General features: G+C 70.9%; 29 protein-coding genes. 26 read left to right on the top strand and 3 right to left on the bottom strand.

Going from position 1 to position 18,557, the window contains the following annotated elements; translation table 11 throughout:
• The first annotated feature begins 14 nt into the window (after positions 1–14).
• Genes ACQSSQ_RS09720 through ACQSSQ_RS09705 form a run of 4 tightly spaced genes read left to right on the top strand, consistent with a single transcriptional unit; the run spans position 15 to position 1,628 of the window.
• Positions 15–395: a hypothetical protein gene (locus tag ACQSSQ_RS09720; RefSeq protein ID WP_431326872.1), complete on the top strand. Its 381-nt coding sequence runs from the start codon at positions 15–17 to the stop codon at positions 393–395.
• Positions 395–826, top strand: a complete 432-nt coding sequence (locus tag ACQSSQ_RS09715; protein ID WP_431327981.1) for a DUF6093 family protein — start codon at positions 395–397, stop codon at positions 824–826. The genes ACQSSQ_RS09720 and ACQSSQ_RS09715 overlap by 1 nt, the downstream gene beginning before the upstream one ends.
• Positions 823–1,209, top strand: coding sequence for a hypothetical protein (locus ACQSSQ_RS09710; RefSeq protein WP_431326871.1), 387 nt, complete (start codon positions 823–825; stop codon positions 1,207–1,209). Before ACQSSQ_RS09715 ends, ACQSSQ_RS09710 begins: the two co-directional genes overlap by 4 nt.
• On the top strand, positions 1,206–1,628 hold the full coding sequence (locus ACQSSQ_RS09705; RefSeq protein WP_431326870.1) for a hypothetical protein: 423 nt from the start codon (positions 1,206–1,208) through the stop codon (positions 1,626–1,628). The genes ACQSSQ_RS09710 and ACQSSQ_RS09705 overlap by 4 nt, the downstream gene beginning before the upstream one ends.
• Here ACQSSQ_RS09705 and ACQSSQ_RS09700 read toward each other — a convergent pair.
• Complete coding sequence (locus ACQSSQ_RS09700) at positions 1,625–1,888, bottom strand: hypothetical protein (RefSeq protein WP_431326869.1); 264 nt, start codon at positions 1,886–1,888, stop codon at positions 1,625–1,627. The two genes, ACQSSQ_RS09705 and ACQSSQ_RS09700, sit on opposite strands and share 4 nt — an antisense overlap.
• A 55-nt stretch (positions 1,889–1,943) precedes the next feature.
• On the opposite strand from ACQSSQ_RS09700, the gene ACQSSQ_RS09695 reads away from it, so the two are divergent.
• From ACQSSQ_RS09695 to ACQSSQ_RS09600, 20 genes are all read left to right on the top strand, one after another.
• Complete coding sequence (locus ACQSSQ_RS09695) at positions 1,944–2,195, top strand: hypothetical protein (RefSeq protein ID WP_431326868.1); 252 nt, start codon at positions 1,944–1,946, stop codon at positions 2,193–2,195.
• Positions 2,192–2,719 carry a phage tail tube protein gene (locus tag ACQSSQ_RS09690; RefSeq protein WP_431326867.1) on the top strand — a complete coding sequence of 176 codons (528 nt, stop codon included), beginning with the start codon at positions 2,192–2,194 and terminating at the stop codon, positions 2,717–2,719. Before ACQSSQ_RS09695 ends, ACQSSQ_RS09690 begins: the two co-directional genes overlap by 4 nt.
• A 95-nt stretch (positions 2,720–2,814) precedes the next feature.
• Entirely contained in the window at positions 2,815–3,471 is a 657-nt protein-coding gene (locus tag ACQSSQ_RS09685) for a hypothetical protein (protein ID WP_431326866.1), read from the top strand.
• 324 nt (positions 3,472–3,795) lie between these two features.
• Positions 3,796–7,101 carry a phage tail tape measure protein gene (locus ACQSSQ_RS09680; protein WP_431326865.1) on the top strand — a complete coding sequence of 1,102 codons (3,306 nt, stop codon included), beginning with the start codon at positions 3,796–3,798 and terminating at the stop codon, positions 7,099–7,101.
• Positions 7,098–9,089, top strand: coding sequence for a hypothetical protein (locus ACQSSQ_RS09675; protein ID WP_431326864.1), 1,992 nt, complete (start codon positions 7,098–7,100; stop codon positions 9,087–9,089). Before ACQSSQ_RS09680 ends, ACQSSQ_RS09675 begins: the two co-directional genes overlap by 4 nt.
• A gap of 1 nt (position 9,090) precedes the next feature.
• Positions 9,091–10,671, top strand: a complete 1,581-nt coding sequence (locus ACQSSQ_RS09670) for a hypothetical protein (protein ID WP_431326863.1) — start codon at positions 9,091–9,093, stop codon at positions 10,669–10,671.
• A gap of 19 nt (positions 10,672–10,690) precedes the next feature.
• The gene (locus ACQSSQ_RS09665) at positions 10,691–10,960 is read left to right on the top strand and encodes a hypothetical protein (protein WP_431326862.1); all 270 of its coding nucleotides are present in this window, start codon (positions 10,691–10,693) and stop codon (positions 10,958–10,960) included.
• Positions 10,957–11,154, top strand: coding sequence for a DUF7620 family protein (locus ACQSSQ_RS09660; protein ID WP_431326861.1), 198 nt, complete (start codon positions 10,957–10,959; stop codon positions 11,152–11,154). Before ACQSSQ_RS09665 ends, ACQSSQ_RS09660 begins: the two co-directional genes overlap by 4 nt.
• Positions 11,151–11,459: a putative phage holin gene (locus ACQSSQ_RS09655; protein WP_431326860.1), complete on the top strand. Its 309-nt coding sequence runs from the start codon at positions 11,151–11,153 to the stop codon at positions 11,457–11,459. The genes ACQSSQ_RS09660 and ACQSSQ_RS09655 overlap by 4 nt, the downstream gene beginning before the upstream one ends.
• A gap of 60 nt (positions 11,460–11,519) precedes the next feature.
• Positions 11,520–12,278: a peptidoglycan recognition protein family protein gene (locus ACQSSQ_RS09650; protein WP_431326859.1), complete on the top strand. Its 759-nt coding sequence runs from the start codon at positions 11,520–11,522 to the stop codon at positions 12,276–12,278.
• A gap of 3 nt (positions 12,279–12,281) precedes the next feature.
• On the top strand, positions 12,282–12,773 hold the full coding sequence (locus tag ACQSSQ_RS09645) for a hypothetical protein (protein WP_431326858.1): 492 nt from the start codon (positions 12,282–12,284) through the stop codon (positions 12,771–12,773).
• Positions 12,774–12,907: 134 nt separating this feature from the next.
• Complete coding sequence (locus ACQSSQ_RS09640) at positions 12,908–13,117, top strand: hypothetical protein (protein WP_431326857.1); 210 nt, start codon at positions 12,908–12,910, stop codon at positions 13,115–13,117.
• A gap of 2 nt (positions 13,118–13,119) precedes the next feature.
• A complete protein-coding gene (locus ACQSSQ_RS09635) occupies positions 13,120–13,251 on the top strand; it encodes a hypothetical protein (protein WP_431326856.1) in 132 nt (43 codons plus the stop codon).
• Positions 13,248–13,379 carry a hypothetical protein gene (locus tag ACQSSQ_RS09630; protein ID WP_431326855.1) on the top strand — a complete coding sequence of 44 codons (132 nt, stop codon included), beginning with the start codon at positions 13,248–13,250 and terminating at the stop codon, positions 13,377–13,379. The genes ACQSSQ_RS09635 and ACQSSQ_RS09630 overlap by 4 nt, the downstream gene beginning before the upstream one ends.
• 3 nt (positions 13,380–13,382) lie before the next feature.
• Positions 13,383–13,895 carry a phage tail fiber repeat family protein gene (locus ACQSSQ_RS09625; RefSeq protein WP_431326854.1) on the top strand — a complete coding sequence of 171 codons (513 nt, stop codon included), beginning with the start codon at positions 13,383–13,385 and terminating at the stop codon, positions 13,893–13,895.
• 3 nt (positions 13,896–13,898) lie between these two features.
• Positions 13,899–15,488 (top strand): LamG-like jellyroll fold domain-containing protein, encoded by a 1,590-nt coding sequence (locus ACQSSQ_RS09620; protein WP_431326853.1) that lies wholly within the window; start codon positions 13,899–13,901, stop codon positions 15,486–15,488.
• The gene (locus tag ACQSSQ_RS09615) at positions 15,481–16,293 is read left to right on the top strand and encodes a LamG-like jellyroll fold domain-containing protein (protein ID WP_431326852.1); all 813 of its coding nucleotides are present in this window, start codon (positions 15,481–15,483) and stop codon (positions 16,291–16,293) included. The genes ACQSSQ_RS09620 and ACQSSQ_RS09615 overlap by 8 nt, the downstream gene beginning before the upstream one ends.
• Position 16,294: 1 nt before the next feature.
• A complete protein-coding gene (locus ACQSSQ_RS09610; RefSeq protein WP_431326851.1) occupies positions 16,295–16,552 on the top strand; it encodes a hypothetical protein in 258 nt (85 codons plus the stop codon).
• 11 nt (positions 16,553–16,563) lie between these two features.
• Positions 16,564–16,881 (top strand): hypothetical protein, encoded by a 318-nt coding sequence (locus tag ACQSSQ_RS09605; RefSeq protein WP_431326850.1) that lies wholly within the window; start codon positions 16,564–16,566, stop codon positions 16,879–16,881.
• A gap of 10 nt (positions 16,882–16,891) precedes the next feature.
• Positions 16,892–17,116, top strand: a complete 225-nt coding sequence (locus ACQSSQ_RS09600) for a hypothetical protein (protein WP_431326849.1) — start codon at positions 16,892–16,894, stop codon at positions 17,114–17,116.
• A gap of 86 nt (positions 17,117–17,202) precedes the next feature.
• Here ACQSSQ_RS09600 and ACQSSQ_RS09595 read toward each other — a convergent pair whose 3' ends face one another.
• Entirely contained in the window at positions 17,203–17,622 is a 420-nt protein-coding gene (locus tag ACQSSQ_RS09595) for a helix-turn-helix domain-containing protein (RefSeq protein WP_431326848.1), read from the bottom strand.
• A 74-nt stretch (positions 17,623–17,696) separates the two neighbouring features.
• Positions 17,697–17,900 (bottom strand): hypothetical protein, encoded by a 204-nt coding sequence (locus ACQSSQ_RS09590; protein WP_431326847.1) that lies wholly within the window; start codon positions 17,898–17,900, stop codon positions 17,697–17,699.
• Positions 17,901–18,040: 140 nt separating this feature from the next.
• Here ACQSSQ_RS09590 and ACQSSQ_RS09585 point away from each other — a divergent pair, with 140 nt between their 5' ends.
• Both ACQSSQ_RS09585 and ACQSSQ_RS09580 read left to right on the top strand, forming a co-directional pair.
• Entirely contained in the window at positions 18,041–18,253 is a 213-nt protein-coding gene (locus ACQSSQ_RS09585) for a hypothetical protein (protein WP_431326846.1), read from the top strand.
• A 3-nt stretch (positions 18,254–18,256) separates the two neighbouring features.
• Positions 18,257–18,547, top strand: coding sequence for a hypothetical protein (locus ACQSSQ_RS09580; RefSeq protein WP_431326845.1), 291 nt, complete (start codon positions 18,257–18,259; stop codon positions 18,545–18,547).
• Positions 18,548–18,557: the final 10 nt, after the last annotated feature.

Here is an 18,557-nt window from a genome sequence, read left to right as displayed (position 1 = left end):
AGGTAGGCGGCGAGATGGCCGACATCATCACCGGTGACGACCTCGCCGCCTACCTCCCGGGCCGCAACGTCGTCCCCGACTCCGCGACCACAACGCTCTACGTGGAGCTGGCGAACGGGATCGTCTCCGAGGTCACCGGCGAAATCTTCCCCGTCCCGGTGCGGATCCGTGCGATCACCCTCGAGGTCGCCGCGCGGGGGCTGAGGGACGCCGACGGCTACACCTCGGTCACGACAGCGTTCGACGACACAAGCAGGACCGTCCGCCGTGAAGGCGCCGGAGAGGACCTCGGCGTCTACCTCACCGACGAGGAGCGCGACGAGATCGTCGACATCCTCAGCGGCCGGCCGCGGCGGCGGGCGGGCACGATCCGCCTCGGCGTGGCGAGGCCGTGATGCTCTCCGACGCCGAGGTCGGCGAGCTACGCGACGTCGCGGAGTCCACCCTCGACGACACGTGCACGATCACCCGGCCCGGCACCGGGCCACGCCCGTTCGACCACGGCACCGGGCGCTACCTCGACCCGCCGCGGGTCACCGTGTACGCGGGACCGTGCCGGATCCAGGTGCGGTCGGTGGTCGCAAACGTCGCCAGGGCCGGTGAACGGCAGGTCGTGCAGCTCGTCGCCGAGCTCCAGCTCCCCGTCGCTGCACACCCCGCCATCACCGCCGGCTCGTCGGCGGCGGTCGCCGTCAACGACGTCGTGCACATCGACACGTGCCGCCACGACCCCGCTCTCGTGGGACGCGCGCCGACGGTCACCCAGCGGACGGGCAAGACCCACGCGACCACGCGCCGGTTCCAGCTGACGGAGGTGAGCGGATGACCATCGAGTTCGACACCTCCGAGGTCGACCGGCTCGCTGTCGACCTGTCCCGCGCCGAAGGGCGGCTGCGCACCCGCGCCGGTCAGGTCCTGTACGTGGGCGCGAACAAGATCAAGCGCGGGATGCGCGACGACGCCCGCGGGCACAACTTCCTCTCCGGGCTCCCGATGCCCGTCTCGTACGACAAGCTCGGCCAGTTCGACTACGAGATCGGCTTCGACAAGGAGGGGCAGGGCAACCTGGCGGCGATCGCCGCGTTCGGAACCCCCCGGAGCGCCCCGGTCATGGATCACACCGCAGCGCTGCGCCGCGAGACGCCGATCATCGTCGAGAAGCTCGGCGACGCAGCCGAGGACTCGGTGCTCGGAACGGACGCGTCGTGAGCAACGCCGTACGTGAAGGCGTGCTCGCGCTCCTCGCGCCGGCCGGTCTCGCGGGCGTGTGGGACGGCGAAGTGAAGGTCGACGAGGCCGAGAAGGTGATCCTCGCCGACCTGCCGTACGCCGTCGTGTACGTCGGCGCCGGCGACCCGAACCCCAACGAGCGCCTGTGCGCGGGACCCCGACCCGCCGTGGTGCCGTTCACCGTCGGCAACGTCGGCGAGAGCGTCGAGCAGGTGCTGTGGGTGGTCGAGCAGACCCGCGCACGGCTCGATGGTGTCACGCTCGCCACGGTGGGGCCGAAGGCCGGCCCGCTGACGCTGCTGGACGCCGACGTAGCGCCCCGCGCGGACGACACCTACACCCGGCCGGGCGGCGGTCGCATCTTCTACCTCGGCGACCGGTACGAGATCTCGCTCTAGAACGGCTGGCGCTCCCGTCCGCGTCCGGCGACGAACGTGATCGCGCGCGGGACAACGAACGCCGCGACGAGCAGCCCGAGGGACCACCACATGCGGGTCTGGCGCGGGCCGTCGCAGACTGCCTCGCCGACCGCGCCACTGGGACCGTCTGCCCACCACCGACCGCAGTCGATCATGCCGGCCGACGCGGGCATCAGCGTCACCACCGCCGCAGCGATGAGCAGCCCCACGAACGCGAGCGCGCCGATCCGAACGTCCATCCGCCGACCGTACCGGCCGGGCGGGTCACGCACACCCGGAATGCAGGGAGTCTCCATGCCCGAGTTCGTCTCCGTCTTGCAGGGCGAGGACAGCGACGTCGTCGTGACGGTGTCGGCTGCGCTCGCCAAGTCGAACGGCCTGGAGGTCGTCGACGTCCCGGCCACCGACGCGAACGGTCGGCCCCTCAGCGCCCGCCGCAAGAACGGGCGGCCCATCAAGCCTCGCGTCCCCAAGGGCGGCGCAGCGGCCACCACCCCCAACCCCGACGACACCGCCGGGTCGAAGCCCGAGGAGGGCCAGTCATGAGCGTCATCTACCCCGAGGCGACCAGGTACAAGGGCAACGTCAAGGTCAAGGCGGTCCTGTCCGTCGCCGACGTCGCCGCGCCGAAGCTCGCGACCGAGATCAACGCCGTCACGTCGGTCGACGTGTCGTGCTTCCTCCGCGACTTCAACGCAGCGGTGAACCTCAACTCCGGCACCGCTCCCCCGCGGCTGTGCACGACCACCCTCCTGCCGCAGGAGGGCGACGCCGAGTTCCAGGCCATCGAGCTCCGGTACGTGTACGACCCGCAGGAGGCCGACACGACCGACAACAACAAGGCGAAGGCGACGCTCGAGGAGGGCCTCGAGGTCTACCTCATCGTCCGCAAGGGCCTCGCCGCGCGCGGTGTCGCGTACGCCGCCACCCAGCGCGCGGAGGTGTGGAAGGTCCGCCTCGGCAAGCAGATCCGCACCCGGTCGGGCGACGACGCCCAGGCCGAGTTCGAGATCCAGCAGATGGCCTACCCGATCGTCGAGCCCGAGCTCGACGCCGTCATCGCGGCCTGACGCGGATCCCCTGATCGAGGGCGGCGGGCCTGGCTCGGACCCGCCGCCCTCAACCTCCATCCGAGCCACCGAGCCATCCGAGCCAAGGAGACCCCATGCCGCTGCAGCGCCGCCGCACCGTTGTGACCCTCTACCAGGGCGACTACGAGCAGAGGCTGGCCGATCTTGGCGGCAGGGTCGCCGCCGCGTTCGAGGCCGAGAACGAGACCCCGAGGCGGCTCTCCGACGAGTCGGATGCTGCTGCCCTCGCGCAGGAGCACGACGACCTGCGTGCTGAGGCGGACGAGACCGCCGAGAAGGTCACGCTCTTCGCGCTCACCAACACCCAGTGGGTCGAGCTGGCGGCGCAGCACCCACCGCGGGACGACGACAAGGCCGACGCCGCGCGAGGTGTCAACACCGACACGTTCCCCGGTGCGCTGCTGCTCGCCTGCCTCGTCCCGCCCCCGGACGGCCACGACCGCCGCGAGGTGCTGGACCTGCTCAACGAGGGGCAGCGCATCCTCGACACGATCGGCGACCCTACGCGCGTCCAGTGGCTGAAGCTCACGCGTGCCGCGTACGCCGTGAACATGCAGGACGACGATCTCCCAAAAGTGTCGCTCGTCTCCGCGCTTCACAACGCGAGAGAAGCCGGCTCCGGGCGGCAGAGCGATTCGGGGTCAGCCCCCGACGCTTCGACGGGTGGGAGCCAGTCGAGCTCCACGAGCACTTCGACGCCGACGGACGGCTCACCGGAACGACTCGCGTAACGCGCGAGCCCGAGTGGGACGACCTGACCCAACAGAGGGCACTCGCGCTCGTCGCCGACGAGGCTCGCCGCTGCTCTTCGTGCGGCAACACCGACTCCCTCGTCGAGCTCGAGGAGACTCCGTCGCCAGTGGCGTGGCCGGACGGCCGAATCTACGACGTCCGGCACTACCGGTGCCTCGCGTGTGTCTCCGCCGAGCTTGTCCGCCGTGACTGGCACGCCGTCCACGACGCCAAGGACGCCGACAAGGACGCCCCACCAGGGCAGGTGAGGCCGTCCGACGGCCGGGTCTTCATCGCCACACCACACCAGGAGGAGGACGTCCTTGAGTGATCGCTCCGTCCTGGTCCGGCTCCGGGCGAACACCTCCGACTTCGATCGGGCGCTCGCAGGTGCTTCGGCGAAGACCCGCGCGTTCGCCGGCGACCTCGACGCGTCGTCGGATCGGATGTCGAACCTGGTGCAGACCGCGCTCGCGCTCGGACCCGCGCTAGTTCCGATCGGTGCCGCGGCAATCCCCGCGCTCGCTGGCCTCACGACCCACCTGTCCGCCGCCGCTGGCGCTGCGGGCGTCGCCGTCCTCGCGTTCTCCGGCGTCGGCGACGCGCTGACAGCGCTGAACGAGTACGAGCTGGAGCCGAGCGCGGCGAACCTCGAGAAGCTCAACGAGGCCATGTCGAAGCTCGGGCCGGCCGGGCAGGACTTCGCGCGGTTCCTCCAGGACATCCGCCCCGACATGCAGGCGCTCCAGGACACCGCCCAGGCAGGCCTCTTCCCCGGCCTCGAGGACGGCATCACGGCGCTGATGACCCGCGGTCCCGAGGTGCAGGCGATCATCGCCGAGATCTCAGACACGATGGGCGACCTGGCCCGGGAGGGCGGGGAGTCGCTGGCGTCTGACCGCTGGACCGCGTTCTTCGACTACATCCGCACCCAGGCCCGCCCCACGCTCACCGACATGGGGTATGCCCTCGGCGACGTAACCGAGGGTCTGGCGAACCTGATGATGGCTGTCGACCCGCTGTCGGACGACTTCTCCGGTGGCCTCCGCGACGCGGCCCGCGACTTTCGCGAGTGGACCGACAGCGTGTCGGAGACCGAAGGGTTCGAGGAGTTCCTCGACTACGTCCAGCGGGTCTCGCCGAAGGCGCTAGACACGCTTGGCTCCGTCGGGAACGCGCTCCTGCAGCTCGTCGAGGCCGCCGCGCCCGTCGGCGAGGCCACCCTGCCAGTCATCAAGGCGATCGCTGACACGATCGCCGCTGTCGCCGACTCGCCCGCCGGGCCCGTGCTCATCGGGGTCGCGGCGGGCCTCTCTGCCGTCTCCCGCGCCGTCGCTCTCTACAACGCCGCGCAGGGGTCAGCGCTGCTGAACCTCATCGGTGGCGGCGGGAAGAACGGCGCCGCCGCTGGAGCGGGGTTCCGCGCCGCCGGCGCCGGTGTGGGGGTCCTCGCGCTCTCGCTCACGGATCTAGACGACAAGCTCGGTGTGTCCAACACCGCCATGTACGGCGCGCTTGGCCTCATGGCGGGGCCGTGGGGTGCCGCCATCGGCGCCACCATCGGCGCCACGATGGACCTCACGTCGGCGAACACTGACCTCGAGGCATCGCTCGAACGACTCAGCCGAGTCACGTCAGACACCCCACTCGCCGCGCAGAAGGACGCGATCGAGCAAACCGAGAAGGCCCTCGCCGACTTCACCAAGAAGGCCGAGGCCGGGATCCTCGACAAGGACTTCTGGCTCGACGCCGACACGGCGGTCACCAGCCTCAAGAACACCTACGAGGACTGGTTCGGCTCCTCCGATGTCGAGGAGTGGGCCGACAAGACCGACAAGGCAATCGCCGGGATCGGCTTGGGCCGGTTCATCGGCGAGGTCACCGAGATGGCGAAGGCGCAGGACGTCGCCGACATCGCCGCCCAGAACACCGCGACCGCGTTCGACGAGCTCGGCGACTCCGCTTCGACGGCGACCGATCAGGCGCTCGGCCTCGCTGACGCCCTGTACGCCGTGATCGACCCGTCGCTGGAGGCCGACAAGGCCGCGCTGGCGATGAAGGAGGGCTGGCAGGGCCTCATCGACACCCTCGATGAGACCGGCGGTGCGTGGGACCGGAACACGAAGAAGGGGCTGCGGTCGCAGATCGCGATCCAGGAGCAGGCGAAGCTCACCATCGACGCGGCCACGAAGGGATTCGCCGAGGACGGGAACGTCGAGAAGCTGACCCGGTCGCTCGAGCGCTCGCGTGACCGGCTGATCGACATCGGCAAGGCATCCGGCATCCCGGGCCCGAAGATCCGCGAGCTCGTCAACGAGATGTTCAACATCCCCGAGCTGGTGCGGACCCAGGTCGAGGCGCGTGGTGTCGACCCGACGCGCGCGAAGATCCGGGACCTGGCGAAGCAGTACAGCCTGACCCCCAAGCAGGTGAAGACCCTCGTCTCCGAGGCTGGTGCGAGCCCGACGAAGAAGAAGCTCCAGGACCTCGCGAAGCAGTATGGGCTGACCCCGCGTCAGGTGCGGACGATCCTCACGGCGGTGGACAACGCGTCGCCGACGATCCGCACGGTGCAGAGCGAGCTGGCGAGCATCCCGCAGACAGTCACGTCGACGGTCGTCGTCCGCCGCAGCGGCGTCGGTGGCGGCGGTGGGCACACGTCGAACGCCGACGGGTCGGTTACGGACTACTACGCGAACGGCGGCATGCGCGAGAACCACATCGCGCAGATCGCGCCGGCCGGCGCGTGGCGGGTGTGGGCGGAGCCGGAGACCGGCGGCGAGGCGTACATCCCGCTCGCGGCGTCGAAGCGGGACCGCTCGATCGACATCTGGCGAGAGACGGGTCGACGTCTTGGCACGCTGGAGGCGTACGCGAGCGGCGGTCTGAACACGAACAAGGACCCCGACGACGACATCAACCTTGTCCGGCTGCTGCGGCAGTTCAACATCCGGCCGACGATGGACCGCAGCGCGGTGCGGTCGGAGGTCGACGAGGTCCTGGCCGGCTTCAAGGAAGCGTTCGGCCGCGGCTCGGACCTGTACAAGGCGGCCGACCGTCTCGGTGACCGGCTGGTGGCCAACGCCAAGGCGCTGGACAAGAACCGCGAGCGGCTCGAGGCGGTCAACAGCCGCCGCGCGGACCTGATGAGCGACGTCACCTCGAACCTGACCCACGACCCGTTCGAGGGCGGACTGGCCGACTTCCGCAACCAGACCGACGCCGACCGCAACGACGCGAACGCCTTCAACCGTGCGCTACAGCAGGCGCGGAAGCGGGGCCTCGACGGGAACCTGTTCCGCGACCTCGCCGCCTCGGGGAACCTCGCCCTCGTCCAGGAGTTCGCGGGCCTCTCGGCGGCGCAGATCGAGCGGGAAGAGGTCCGCTACCGCGGCGCGCAGGCCGCGATCGGCAACGCAGCCAAGTTCGCCGGCGACGCCCAGTTCGGCCGCGCGATCGCCACCCTCGAGCGCACCGTCGCGCGCCAGGAACGGGCGCAGGAGCGGTTCGAGAAGCGGATGGACAAGCTCCCTGACCGGTTCGAGAAGAGCACGGAGCGCGGATCGGAGAAGGGCACCCGTGCGGGCATGAAGGACGTGGCGATCAAGGCGAGGGGGCGACGAGGGTGACGGACTACCCGATCCTGCGGTCCGTCGAGGCCGTCGGCGAGTTCACCGCTCGCCTCGACCTCAACGATCGGGAGCCGTTCTGGACCGGTCACGACGACTTCACCCTCGGCGCGCCGGCGTACGACGCCGCACCGCGAGCGGTCGGCGTGACCTACCGCGAGCGCGAGGTGACGTTCCGGGCGTTCATCGACGGCGACCTGGCCTCGGCTGCCGGCGCCCTGCAGGCTCTCTCGCGAGAGCTGATGCGCGCGGAGACGGTGTGGCTGTTCCAGGCGACGGCGTCCTCGGACCCGATGTGGGTCCACGCGTGGCAGTCGTCACCGGACGCGCTGTCGTGGGAGGAGGTCCGCGTCGACGAGGAGACCGGCGAGACGCTCGACCGCTCCTACGTCGCCGTCGACGTCACCTTGGTCTCGGACCCGTTCGTGTACGGGGAGCCGGTCACGATGGGCCCGTACGAGCTGGCGAACAACCCGCTCAACCCGTCCACCGTCGTGGTCCGCAACAAGGTGCCGAACCCGTCGTTCGAGGCCGCGACGACCGGGTGGGAGGTCACCGTCGGCTCGCTGTCGCGCGTCACCGGGCAGGCTGTCGTCGGGTCGTGGACGGGGCGGTGGAACCTCAACCTCATCACGGGGCTCGGCGAGCTGCGGCAGACGGCGGCGAACCGGTGCCCGGTCGATCCCGCCGACATCGGTGTCCCGCAGAAGTACGGGGTCTATCACCGCTGGCCCGGCGCGCCAGGGGCGACGACCACGATGCAGCTGCGGCTGCAGGTCCGGTTCTACAACGCCGGAGGCGTGCAGGTCGGATCGACCGTCACCGCCCCGGAGACGTTCTCGCCGACCCCGTCGACCGGGTTCGCGTCGATGAACGCGACCCCGCCGGCGACGGCGACGTCGGCGCAGATCTCGATCGCGAAGACGAACGCGGCGTGGGCGGATCCGGTGTACGTGGACGCGTTCCGGTTCGGGCCCGTCAACCAGGACTACGGCGACGGGTCCGGCGTGGGCTGGGGCTGGTCGGGCACGCCGAACCTGTCCCCGTCGGGGCCGGTGGTCCCCACCGGCCAGCTGCCCGCCCGGGTGGCGCTCCCGCCGATCCCGGGTGACGCTCCGGCACCGCTGAAGATGCGGCTGCTGCCTTCGATCGGGTGGACGCACAACGACGTGGCCGTGCTGGTGACGGCGTTCACCGACGCCGTGGCCGCCGACGCGGCGGTGATCCCGATCGACGATGCGTGGAGCGGGGCCGGCGCGGCCACTTCCACTCCCTCCGCGGCGATGGTCTCCGGCCAGTACCGGGAGACCACCGGAGCAGCAGCGCTGACCCGCACCGTCACCGTCGCGCCGGGCAGGTACCGGGCGTACGTGCGGATGGCGAAGGACGTCACCGCGCCGCTGACGTTGGCGGTCTCGCTTGCGTCCGGGTCGACGCGGCTGACCGACCCGGCGATGGGGATCTTCGACGCCACCGGCGGGGGTGCATCCTTCCTGGCGTCGTACGTCGACCTCGGCGAGGTGACGCTGCCACCGGGCACGGACGCCAAGCGGCTGAGCGGCGGTGCGGCGGAGTTCTCGCTCACGCTCGGGGTGACCAAGCCGGTCGGCACCGGCCAGGGCCGCCTCGACGCGCTGGTCCTCATCCCGGTGTCCTCCGCGCGGATCGCGGCATCTGGGGCGAGCACGCTCGAGTTCCGCGCCGGCGCCGCGCCGGCGGTCGGCACGTCGGGCATCGCGGCGGTCCTCGACGGCGACGAGCGCACGACGTGGCAGGAGTCCTCCGCCGGTATCGCTTCCGGCTCGCCCGCGATCGCGCGGGGCGGGTTCCCACGGGTGTGGCCGGGCGCCGACAACGTCCTCTACCTGCTCGCGCAGACCGCCACACGCGGCACGTTCCCCACCGCCGGCTCGGACGTCGTCACCGCCACGTGCGAGGTCGAGCTCGAGGTGACACCCCGCTACCTCCACCTGCCGACGGGAGCCTGAGGTGCTGGACGGTGTCGCGGTCCGCCTCAAGACGCCCACCGTCGACCGCGACGTCACGCATCTGGTCGAGGGGAAGCTGGGCTTCACGACGCAGGCCCCGGGCGGCGAGGTGCAGTGCACGTTCCGGCTCAACGCCGGCTACGACGCGTTCCCCGACCTCGGGCCGATGTCGCGGGCCTGGGTCTCCGACGATCACGGGAACCCGCTGTGGGGAGCCGGGTACGCGGACAACCCCGGCAAGGCGTACGACGGAGCCCAGGGGTTCGACCTCACGTTCCGGGGCGGTGTGTCTCGCGGGGAGGACGTCTCCCGGTTGCAGGTCTTCATCGACACCTCGCAGGAGCACCTGGAGGAGTGGGACGGCGCGGGCTCGGCGAGCCGGGTGTCGTCGGCGTCGGCCGGAGTCTCGCCGCTGCCCGGGCAGACCGGTGTCGACGCCGCGGTGATCCAGTTCAACCAGGGCACGACCGTGGGGCCCGGCCAGTTCGCGGGGCTGAAGTACACGGCGCTCGAGGGCGCTGCGCAGACCCTCGGCGCCTACTCGTTCGGGTCGCGCGCGGGTCTCACGAGCGGCGACTACGTGCTCCGCATCGCGGGTGTGGGCAACAACAACGACCGCAACGCCAACACCGGCGCGGCGACCCAGTCGATGACGAACACGTCGTTCGGGTTCGCGCCGACGTCGCTGTTCCTGATCTGGTCGCGCACGGGCCCCGCCACCAACGTCGGCAGCGAGAACGCATGGGGCGGGTTCTACAACCCCCTCGTCAAGGGCCTCCTGTTGAACCGCATGGGCGCGGTCGTCAACGGGAACACCAACCGCTACGTCCTCGCCTCCGACGTGGTCGCCGACCTCGTCGGGCGCGGGCTCCTCGCGGTCGACGCCGCGGCCGCCGAGATCGCCGCCTCCACGTTCCAGATCGACCAGCTGGTGTACACCGACGGGGCCACGGCAGCGCGTGTGCTCGACGACCTCGCCGAGTTCGAGCCCGACATGATGTGGTGGATCGGCGGAAGCACCAGCGACACCGGTCACCAGTTCCGGTTCGTGCCCTGGCCGACCAAGCCCCGCTACGAGCTGTGGTCCGACGACGGCATCGAGTTCCCCGGCACCGAGTCCGACCTGTGCGACCGCGTGACCGTCTTCTACATCGACGCGAAGGGCCGCAAGCAGTCCACCACCGTCGTCACCACCGACCCGGTCGTCCTGGCCCGACTCGACGGCCGCCAGCGCTCGGCGCCGTCGGCGACTCTCCCCGACGGGCTGGGGTCGGCCGCGAACGCTGTCAAGGCGGCTCAGGCGATCCTGGCGAACTCCAACGCCGTCGCCCAGGCCGGCAACGTCACGATCGCCCGTCGGGTCAAGGACCTCGTCACCGGCAACATGCTCGCCCCTGCCGCGCTGCGGTCGGGTGAGGTTGCCCGGGTCGCCGACCTCGGCATGACGCTCCGGGTCACCGAGACCGACGTCTCCATCGATGCCGCCGGGCAGTCGAACGCGCTGACGTTGGGCACGCCGGCCCGCGCCTTCGTCGACCTCCTGTCCGGGCAGAAGGTTCACCGCTGGGCGCTGCCCACATGACCGACTCGGAGGTCTGCTGATGACGATCGACGGTCTGCCCCTCGCAACGTTCGGACCACTCGTCGGCGTCGTCATCCTCGTCTTCCTCGGACTGATGAAGGGCTGGGTCGTCGTGAGACACGTCTACGACGCACAGGTCAGCGAGACCGCGTACTGGCGCGACGCCTTCTTCAAGGAGCAGGCCGCGCACACGCTGGCGCAGACGCAGAACACCGAGCTGCTCGAGGTCGGCCGGCTGCAGCGGGCCCGCATCGAGGCGGCCGAGCAGCCCCACAAGGAGCTGTCATGAAGTGGCCCTGGTCGAAGCCCGACGACGAGCCGGTGCGGACCGCGCGCCGCTTCCGCGACGCCGCCGCCGAACGCCTCGCGGCAGCGATGGCCCGCGAGGCCGAGGTACGCGAGATCGCCGAGTGGTCGCGCCGGCGCCGCGAGCGAAACCACCTCACCGAGCTGTTCTACGAGATCCGAGAGGGACGGGCATGAACGATCCGCTCATCATCAACGTCCTGTCCCTCCTGATCGCGGTCGGCGCGGTCGCGTTCGTCGTGATGTTCGCCCGCGAACCGTGGTGGCGGTCCTGGTTCGGCCGCTCGCTGATGGCGATGGCCGGCGCTCTCGTGGTCTTCGCGCTGGTGGTCGTCCTCACCCTGTGGCTCGGCCGCCACTATCCGGGGCGTGAGGCGCTGCGCGTGACCGGCTACAGCCTAGTCGCCGTCGCGATCTGGTCGCGGGTCTACGTGCTCTGGCGCGTGCGCCGCGACGACCGCAAGCACCTTCCCGTCGACTGACCAACCCGTCCACCACCCCGCCGACCGCGGGGTGTTCGTCATGCCCAGGAGGCACCCGTCATGGCCGTCATCCCGTTCGCGCTGAACAAGCTGATCAAGCCCGGCCCGAACGACCCCCGCATCGAGCCCCGGCTCTTCATCCTCCACGTCGACGCCGGGAACGCGTTCAGCCTGTTCGGGCTGTTCTCGCGCAACCAGCGCGGCAACGGCATCGAGTCCCACGGGCACATCCGCAACGACGGCGTGCTCGAGCAGTACCGCGACACCGACTACGAGGCCGACGCGAACTACCTCGCGAACCCGATCGCGCTCTCCTTCGAGACGCAGGGCTTCGGCGGCGGGAAGTGGACCGCCAAGCAGCTCTCGACGATCAAGCGGGCGATCCTGTGGGCCCACCGCCAGCACGGCATCCCGTTGCAGGTGCCGAAGACGTGGGACGGCTCCGGAGTCGGCTACCACGTCCTGTTCGGCGCCCCCGGGAAGTGGACGCCGGTCGCGAAGTCCTGCCCGGGGCCGAAGCGGATCAAGCAGTTCCGCGACGTGCTCGTGCCGTGGCTGGCCGACCAGGCGAGGGCCGAGACCGCGCAGCCCGCACGCCCGGCGCTCGGCAAGTACACGACCCGGCAGCGGGTCAACCGCCGCGACCGCCCCGACGCCGACGCGAAGGTCCTGTCGACGCTGCGCGCCGGCGCGACCGTCAACATCACCGCCGTGCACTGGGACGAGAAGCGCCGCGTCTGGTTCGGCCGCTACCGCACCCGGTTCGGAAACAAGCGCTGGATCCCGATGCGCAACTCCAACGTCCAGAAGAAGGGCTGACCCGTGTCCGACCTGATCCCCTCCCTCATCCGCACCTACGTGCCGCTCGCGGTCGGGTGGCTCGTCGGCCTGCTCGCCGCGGTCCGCATCGACGTGTCGACGTCCGGGCAGCTCGCGCTCGCATCGCTGCTCGGCGGCGTCGCAGCGCTCGGCTACTACCTGGCCGCACGCTGGCTCACCACCCGCGTCCCGTCCCTGTCGTGGCTGCTGGGCACTCCGACCGCGCCCACGTACGGCGGCCCGTCGGTCAGCAACCTCCTGCCTGCGATCATCCGCACGACCGTGCCGCTCCTCGTCTCGACCGCGGCGTCCTGGCTGCTCTCCCTCGGCGTCACCATCGGCACCGACCTGCAGCTCGTCCTCATCACCGCGATCGGTGGCCTGACCTCGGCCGGCTACTACGCGCTCGCGCGCGAGCTCGAGGAGCGGTGGCCGATCCTGTCGCCTCTCCTCCTCGGTTCGCGGTACACACCGACGTACGGCGACGGCCAGTGACCGCCTGCCCGAAGTGCGGCGGCTCCGGCGACAAGGGGCACTGCAAGGGACGCGCATGCCCGTGGCGAATCTGCCGCCCCTGCAAGGTCAGCTTCGACCGCCGCGGCAACGCGATGCGCTGGAAGGCCTGAGCCGTGCGTCGCTTCACGCTCGAGCGCACCCGAGACGTCTCCGGAGTCTCCGGCATCGGCACGGTCGCGGAGGGCGTCATGTTCTCCGACGGCTCTGCCGTGATCCGGTGGCGCGGCCCGAAGTCGTCGACGGTCGTGTGGCCGTCGATCCAGGACGCGATGGACGTCCACGGCCACGGCGGCGCAACGACCATCGCCTGGATCGACGGCTGACCATGGCCGAGCCCGAACGACCGGCCGAGGTCACGCAGACGTTGTGGCGGTGCTCGGTGTGCACCGGCGACTACACCTCGGCGCTCGCCGCGTCGGTGTGCGAGGACGAGCACGCGCAGGAGCGTCGCCGATGACACACCCGCAGCGCCTGGCCGAGGGCGGGCTCCTCGCAGTCTGCCTCCTCGGCTGGGCGCTGCTGATCACCCTCTGCGTGCGCGCCTACCGGCTCGTGCGCCTCCCCCGACGACACCGAGGAGCGTGACCCGTGGCGTTCGCACAGAAGACGTGGCAGAACCTGGAGGCCGGCGGGACGCCGATCTCTGCCGCCGAGCTCAACCGCATCGAGCAGGGCATCGAGGACAACGACAACGCGATCGCGGGCAAGGCGAACGCCAGCCACACGCACGCGCAGTCGGACGTGACCGGGCTGACGACGGCGCTCGCAGGGAAGTCGAACACCGGCCACACGCACGCGACCGCCGACGTCACCGGCCTCGATACCGCACTCGCGGGCAAGTCGAACACCGGGCACGGTCACGCCCAGTCCGAGGTGATCGGCCTGACGAGTGCGCTGGGCGGGAAGTCCGACGTCGGGCACACCCACAGCCAGGCCGACGTGTCCGGCCTCGCCATGGCGCTCGACGGACGCCTCGCGTGGGTCGACGTGGTCACCGGCGACGAGCCGCGCCCGTCGGCGACGCGGGTGCTGTGGAACGGCGGCGCGACGCAGCCGACGAACATGGCGCTGGGTGACATCTGGCTGTCGACGGGAGCCTGACCGATGGCGATGCCGCTGTCGTTCCCGCTGCGAACCGACCTGCGCTGCACGTCGGGCTACCCCGGCGTCACCGGAAACCTGCGCTCGGGCGCGGGGTTCGTGACGGCGGCCGACGGGCCCGCGCTGCAGTGCGGCACCGCCGGCGGCGCGACCATCACCGTCCCGGACGGGAACTACTACTACATCAACACCGGCGGCCACGGGGTCTCGTGCACCGTCCGCGCGCTCGACGCCACGATCCAGCCGCGCACCCTGGTCGAGAAGGGCGGCTTCACCCTGTGGCTGTCCGACGCCGACGGGCACGTGGCCTACAAGGTCGGCTCGGTCACCCTGACCACGAACGTCAACATCCTCGACGGCCAGCCGCATCACATCGCCGCGTCCTGGCAGAACTCCAACCCGACCGGCCCCGTCCGGATCTGGATCGACGGCGTCCTCGCCGCCTCGACCACGGTCGGCGTCGACGGCGCGTTCTGGGCCGACTCGGTCGCGACCTCACTGACGATCGGCTACTCCGCGTCCCGGTCGGAGGCCGCCCGCGCGCTGATCCGCGACGTCCGGCTGTGGAACGACCCGATCTTCCCCAACGAGCTGACCATGCTCGCGACCACGCCCGCCTGGGAGCGGCTCATCGGCGAGTACCGCCTCGACGAGACCCACCCCGGATCCGGGAAGGTCCTCGACTCCTCCCCGTCGCGACGCCACCTCACCCCGACCCCGAACGCCTCCTACGTCGCCGGCGCGTCCGGGCAGGCACTCGCCCCGACGTCCAACTCCGGTCCGGCAGCGACCTGGACCGGGCCGCCGTTCGCGACCGACCGGATCTGCATCCTCGGCCGCGTCAAGCTCACCACCACCACCCCGGGCACCCTGCTCGAGATCCTCGACGGCACCGGCACCGTCCGCCTCAAGGCCGAGTCGTTCGGCGGCGGCCGGCTCCGCTGGACCGCGATCCGCGACAACGGCTCAGGACTCACCTACGAGTCGACCGGCGTCGAGCTCTCCACCAGCTCGTGGACGTACGTGCAGCTGGTCGCCTACAACGGCGGCCTGCAGGTCCTCCCGATGGCCGACTGGCCCGGCTCCGACTCCGGATCCGGGGCCCCGCCTGCCGGACTCGACCCGCTGACGAACCTCCCGGTCTTCTCCGACCTGCGGACCATCCGCGTCGGCGGTGGGGCCACCACCGGAGTCGGCGCGTGGGACGACCTGCGGATCGTCGCGAACTTCCTCTCCACCGGCGCCGGCGCCGTCTACCAGAGCAGGCCGATCGACGCGGCGGTCCCGCCGGTCGCCGGGTTCTTCGCCGCCGACGGGTCCCCATTGACGCCGTGGCTGCTCACCGACGAGGGGTTGGTCGAGCTCGGCATCGGCGCCCCGCCTGCGCCGGACGACACCACCGCGCCGTCGGTCCCGACCGGGCTCGCCGCGTCGAGCATCACCGACGACGGGTTCACCGTCACCTGGTCGCCGTCGACCGACCCCGACCCGGACGACGACACCACCGCGCCGACCGTCCCCACCGGGCTGGCGGCGTCCGCGATCACCGACACCGGCTTCACCGCCACCTGGGAGGCGAGCACCGATGGCTAGCGGCATCAAGGAGTACGACGTCGAGCTGGACGGGGTCGTCCTGACGCCGCCCGTCACGGCCCCGACGGTCAGCAAGGCGATCAGCGGCCTGGCCGCCGGCACCGAGCACGACGTCCGCGTCCGCTCCCGCGACAACGCCGGGAACGTGTCCGCCTGGTCGTCGGTGCTGACCGTCACCACCACCGGCGGCGGAGGCGGCGGCGCGGTGCTCCTCGCCGCCTACAACTTCAACGAGGGCTCGGGCGCGGCGCAGGACAAGTCCGGCAACGGCCGCCACATGGCCTCGACGTCGTACACCGCGTCGGGCACCGGGCACGGCGACGCTGGCTACGCGTGCCGCGGCGGCGTCGTCGCCTCGGCCGCGGCGTGTGATCCGTTCGAGACCGACTCGCGGTCGTTCTCGTGCTGGGTCAAGGACGACCCGGCAGGGCCGAACCCGTGGCCGCTGCGGTTCCAGAACAACGCCCTCGACACCGGCGGCTGGGGCCTCATCTCCACCGGCACCATCGGCGTCCGTGCGCGGTCGTCGAGCGTGAACCACAACCTCACCGTCACCTACCCGACCCCGTCCGCGTGGCACCACTGGGCGGGACCGTACGACGCCGACACCGACGAGACCGTCCTCTACCTCGATGGCGTCGAGGTCGCCACGGGTTCGTTCGCGGGCCCGTTCCTCGGCACCGACGCCATCGATATCGCGCTCGGTTCCACCTCGTCCACGATGTTGGTCGACGACCTACGGCTCTACTCCGGCGTCATCACCCCCGCCCAGGTCATCACCGACCGCGACACCCCGGTCGCCTGACATGGCCGCCCAGCTCTACCCCGGCCCGGCGACATTCCCGAGCTCGACGACGTGGCCGGGCGTGTACGACGACGAGGACCCCGGCCCCGAACCCGTCGACCGCGTCGACATCACCGTTGAGACCGGCCCCACCCGATCCGCGGCCGCGGCCGGGGAGCCGGGGCTCACCAGCGGTGCCGGCGCGGCAGCTCCCACCACGATCGCCGGGCAACCCGGACCCACCACGATCGCCGGCCAGCCCGGCGCGACCCGCATCTGAGAGGAACCGCCGTGGCCGTCACCATCGCCTCTACCGCGACCGAGAACGTCTCGAACCTCATGCCGATCCTGCACGGCACCGCTGCCGACGTCACCGCGGTCGGCGTGTTCCACACCACCAACCCTGCGACCACGCCGACCGTCGACAACTTCGTCATCGTCACCGGTGTCCCCTCGAGCGACGGGAAGAGCGTCGACATCCAGTCGCTCATCGGCCCTCGCGACGGCGACCTCACCCTCGCCGTCGGCGAGCACCAGCGGTGGCTCCTGGTCAAGACCGCCACCGAGGACATCATCCGCAAGGCCCCCGACACGGTGAAGGTGATCTGAGATGGCGCGCGTGCGCATCGAAGCAGGCTGGGTCGTCGTCGACCTGCCCGGCGTCGACCCTCTCGTCCCGGTCGCGATCGCCGTCGGTGAGGGACCCGCTCAGCCGGCCTTCCGCGACACCCTCGCGGGGAGACCGGTCGCCAAGGTCCCCGTCTTGGACATTCCGCGCGTCGGCGTCCGCATCTACCTCGAGCTCGACGGCTCACGTACCGAGGTCGGACGCTTCACGGGCTGACCTCGCAGACGCCTCACAGCGCCCCGCTCACCCTCACGGGTGGGCGGGGCGCTTCGTCGTGTCCGGCCGCTCGGCCGACACGGGACTCACCGACGGATCGCCTCGGCGGGGATCACATAGTCCCGACCGACCTTCGTCGCCGGGAGCGTACGCCGCGCGATCCGGTCCAGCACCGCCTGCCGCGACACCCCGAGCGACTCGGCCGCCTGCGTGACCGACACCAGCTCGGGCGCCGACACGAAGCCCTCGCGCGCGTCGAACTCGGTCTCGGTCGCGACCTCGCAGGCGATCGCCGCCGCGCCGGTCGCGGCCTCGACGAGGGCGACCGCGGTCGTCGACGCCTGCGCGAGCGACTCCGCGGGGAGGCTGATCCGCGCCGACACCCAACCGCGGGGCGACTCGCCCACGGCCGGGTGGTGGTGCTCGAGCGCCGCGATCAGGTCGTCGGCGAAGTCCTCGTCGAGGCCCTTGCGGGCGACCTCGACGAGAGCGTTGTACATCTGCATTCCGGTCCTCGTTCCCTCGGTGTGATGATGGGTCCGAGGACCGGGGCGATTTCCGCGCCCCGGTCCTCGTGTTCCTACCGGCGGGGCGGCCAGCGGAACCCGGCCCGTCGTGCGGCTGCGAGTGCATTCCTGAACCCGCGGCTGTCGCTCGGCGTGCCAGCGAAGGTCGTCACGAAGCGACCGTCGAGGTAGACGGCCGGGTGACCCTTGCGGGTGTACCGGACCTCGAACCCCTGGTCCTCGAGGGCCTTGATGACCTTCTTGATGTCCTTGTCCATTTTTCACCTCCTCTCGACTTGCTGACAAGTAGATACTAGCGCATCCCCTTGTCAATTGACAAGGGGATGCGGGATGGAGATTCCGCTTGGCGGCTGGGAGCCTCGCGGAATCGTCATCGGTGCGATCTACGGTGGGCCGCATGAGCACGAAAGACAGCACCTACCTCGTTGTGGTCGATCACAACCAGGCCCACCCCGAGCACCACGCCTCACCGCAAGAGGCTGGCAGTCACGTCGTCCAGGACACCCTCTGCGGCATCTCGCCCGCTCGATTCGGGATCGTGAAAGACGCGACGTGGCCGACTGATGGCCCTCTGTGCGAGACGTGCGCGCAGGCGTCCGGCGTCTCCTGACCGATGAGCCGCGGTCTCACGCCCGAGCAATACCTCTCGATCCGAATCGACGCGACGTTCTCCCGCAGCGCGTTCACCAAGGACCCAGGTCCAGTCGTCGCCGCGGCACTCGAGCTCGCCGGCGACCGCTCGGACCTCGTCGAAGAGGCGGCCGGACGATGGGTCGGCTACCACGAGGACTCAGCCGCGCACGCGCCGCTCGTGAACGCGTTGCGCCCGTACGCCGCCTCGGCCACGGCCGCCGAAGCGCGTCATCGCCGGCGCAGCCACCACGGCGGAGACGTAGAGCGCTAGAAGAAGGCAA

Origin of the sequence: Mumia spirodelae, from assembly GCF_050632745.1 — a bacterium.
Taxonomy (GTDB): Bacteria; Actinomycetota; Actinomycetes; order Propionibacteriales; family Nocardioidaceae; genus Mumia.
This window is presented reverse-complemented; position numbering and strand designations above follow the sequence as displayed.

Excerpts from the sequence above, each read along its gene's own strand:
- ACQSSQ_RS09650 (WP_431326859.1), top strand. The coding sequence starts at position 11,520 with ATGGCCGTCATCCCGTTCGCGCTGAACAAGCTGATCAAGCCCGGCCCG.
- ACQSSQ_RS09665 (WP_431326862.1), top strand. The coding sequence starts at position 10,691 with ATGACGATCGACGGTCTGCCCCTCGCAACGTTCGGACCACTCGTCGGC.
- ACQSSQ_RS09720 (WP_431326872.1), top strand. The coding sequence starts at position 15 with ATGGCCGACATCATCACCGGTGACGACCTCGCCGCCTACCTCCCGGGC.
- ACQSSQ_RS09620 (WP_431326853.1), top strand. The coding sequence starts at position 13,899 with ATGGCGATGCCGCTGTCGTTCCCGCTGCGAACCGACCTGCGCTGCACG.
- ACQSSQ_RS09690 (WP_431326867.1), top strand. The coding sequence starts at position 2,192 with ATGAGCGTCATCTACCCCGAGGCGACCAGGTACAAGGGCAACGTCAAG.
- ACQSSQ_RS09595 (WP_431326848.1), bottom strand. The coding sequence starts at position 17,622 with ATGCAGATGTACAACGCTCTCGTCGAGGTCGCCCGCAAGGGCCTCGAC.
- ACQSSQ_RS09700 (WP_431326869.1), bottom strand. The coding sequence starts at position 1,888 with ATGGACGTTCGGATCGGCGCGCTCGCGTTCGTGGGGCTGCTCATCGCT.
- ACQSSQ_RS09715 (WP_431327981.1), top strand. The coding sequence starts at position 395 with ATGCTCTCCGACGCCGAGGTCGGCGAGCTACGCGACGTCGCGGAGTCC.
- ACQSSQ_RS09635 (WP_431326856.1), top strand. The coding sequence starts at position 13,120 with ATGGCCGAGCCCGAACGACCGGCCGAGGTCACGCAGACGTTGTGGCGG.
- ACQSSQ_RS09710 (WP_431326871.1), top strand. The coding sequence starts at position 823 with ATGACCATCGAGTTCGACACCTCCGAGGTCGACCGGCTCGCTGTCGAC.
- ACQSSQ_RS09590 (WP_431326847.1), bottom strand. The coding sequence starts at position 17,900 with ATGGACAAGGACATCAAGAAGGTCATCAAGGCCCTCGAGGACCAGGGG.
- ACQSSQ_RS09685 (WP_431326866.1), top strand. The coding sequence starts at position 2,815 with ATGCCGCTGCAGCGCCGCCGCACCGTTGTGACCCTCTACCAGGGCGAC.
- ACQSSQ_RS09655 (WP_431326860.1), top strand. The coding sequence starts at position 11,151 with ATGAACGATCCGCTCATCATCAACGTCCTGTCCCTCCTGATCGCGGTC.
- ACQSSQ_RS09695 (WP_431326868.1), top strand. The coding sequence starts at position 1,944 with ATGCCCGAGTTCGTCTCCGTCTTGCAGGGCGAGGACAGCGACGTCGTC.
- ACQSSQ_RS09630 (WP_431326855.1), top strand. The coding sequence starts at position 13,248 with ATGACACACCCGCAGCGCCTGGCCGAGGGCGGGCTCCTCGCAGTCTGC.
- ACQSSQ_RS09580 (WP_431326845.1), top strand. The coding sequence starts at position 18,257 with ATGAGCCGCGGTCTCACGCCCGAGCAATACCTCTCGATCCGAATCGAC.
- ACQSSQ_RS09610 (WP_431326851.1), top strand. The coding sequence starts at position 16,295 with ATGGCCGCCCAGCTCTACCCCGGCCCGGCGACATTCCCGAGCTCGACG.
- ACQSSQ_RS09660 (WP_431326861.1), top strand. The coding sequence starts at position 10,957 with ATGAAGTGGCCCTGGTCGAAGCCCGACGACGAGCCGGTGCGGACCGCG.
- ACQSSQ_RS09585 (WP_431326846.1), top strand. The coding sequence starts at position 18,041 with ATGAGCACGAAAGACAGCACCTACCTCGTTGTGGTCGATCACAACCAG.
- ACQSSQ_RS09615 (WP_431326852.1), top strand. The coding sequence starts at position 15,481 with ATGGCTAGCGGCATCAAGGAGTACGACGTCGAGCTGGACGGGGTCGTC.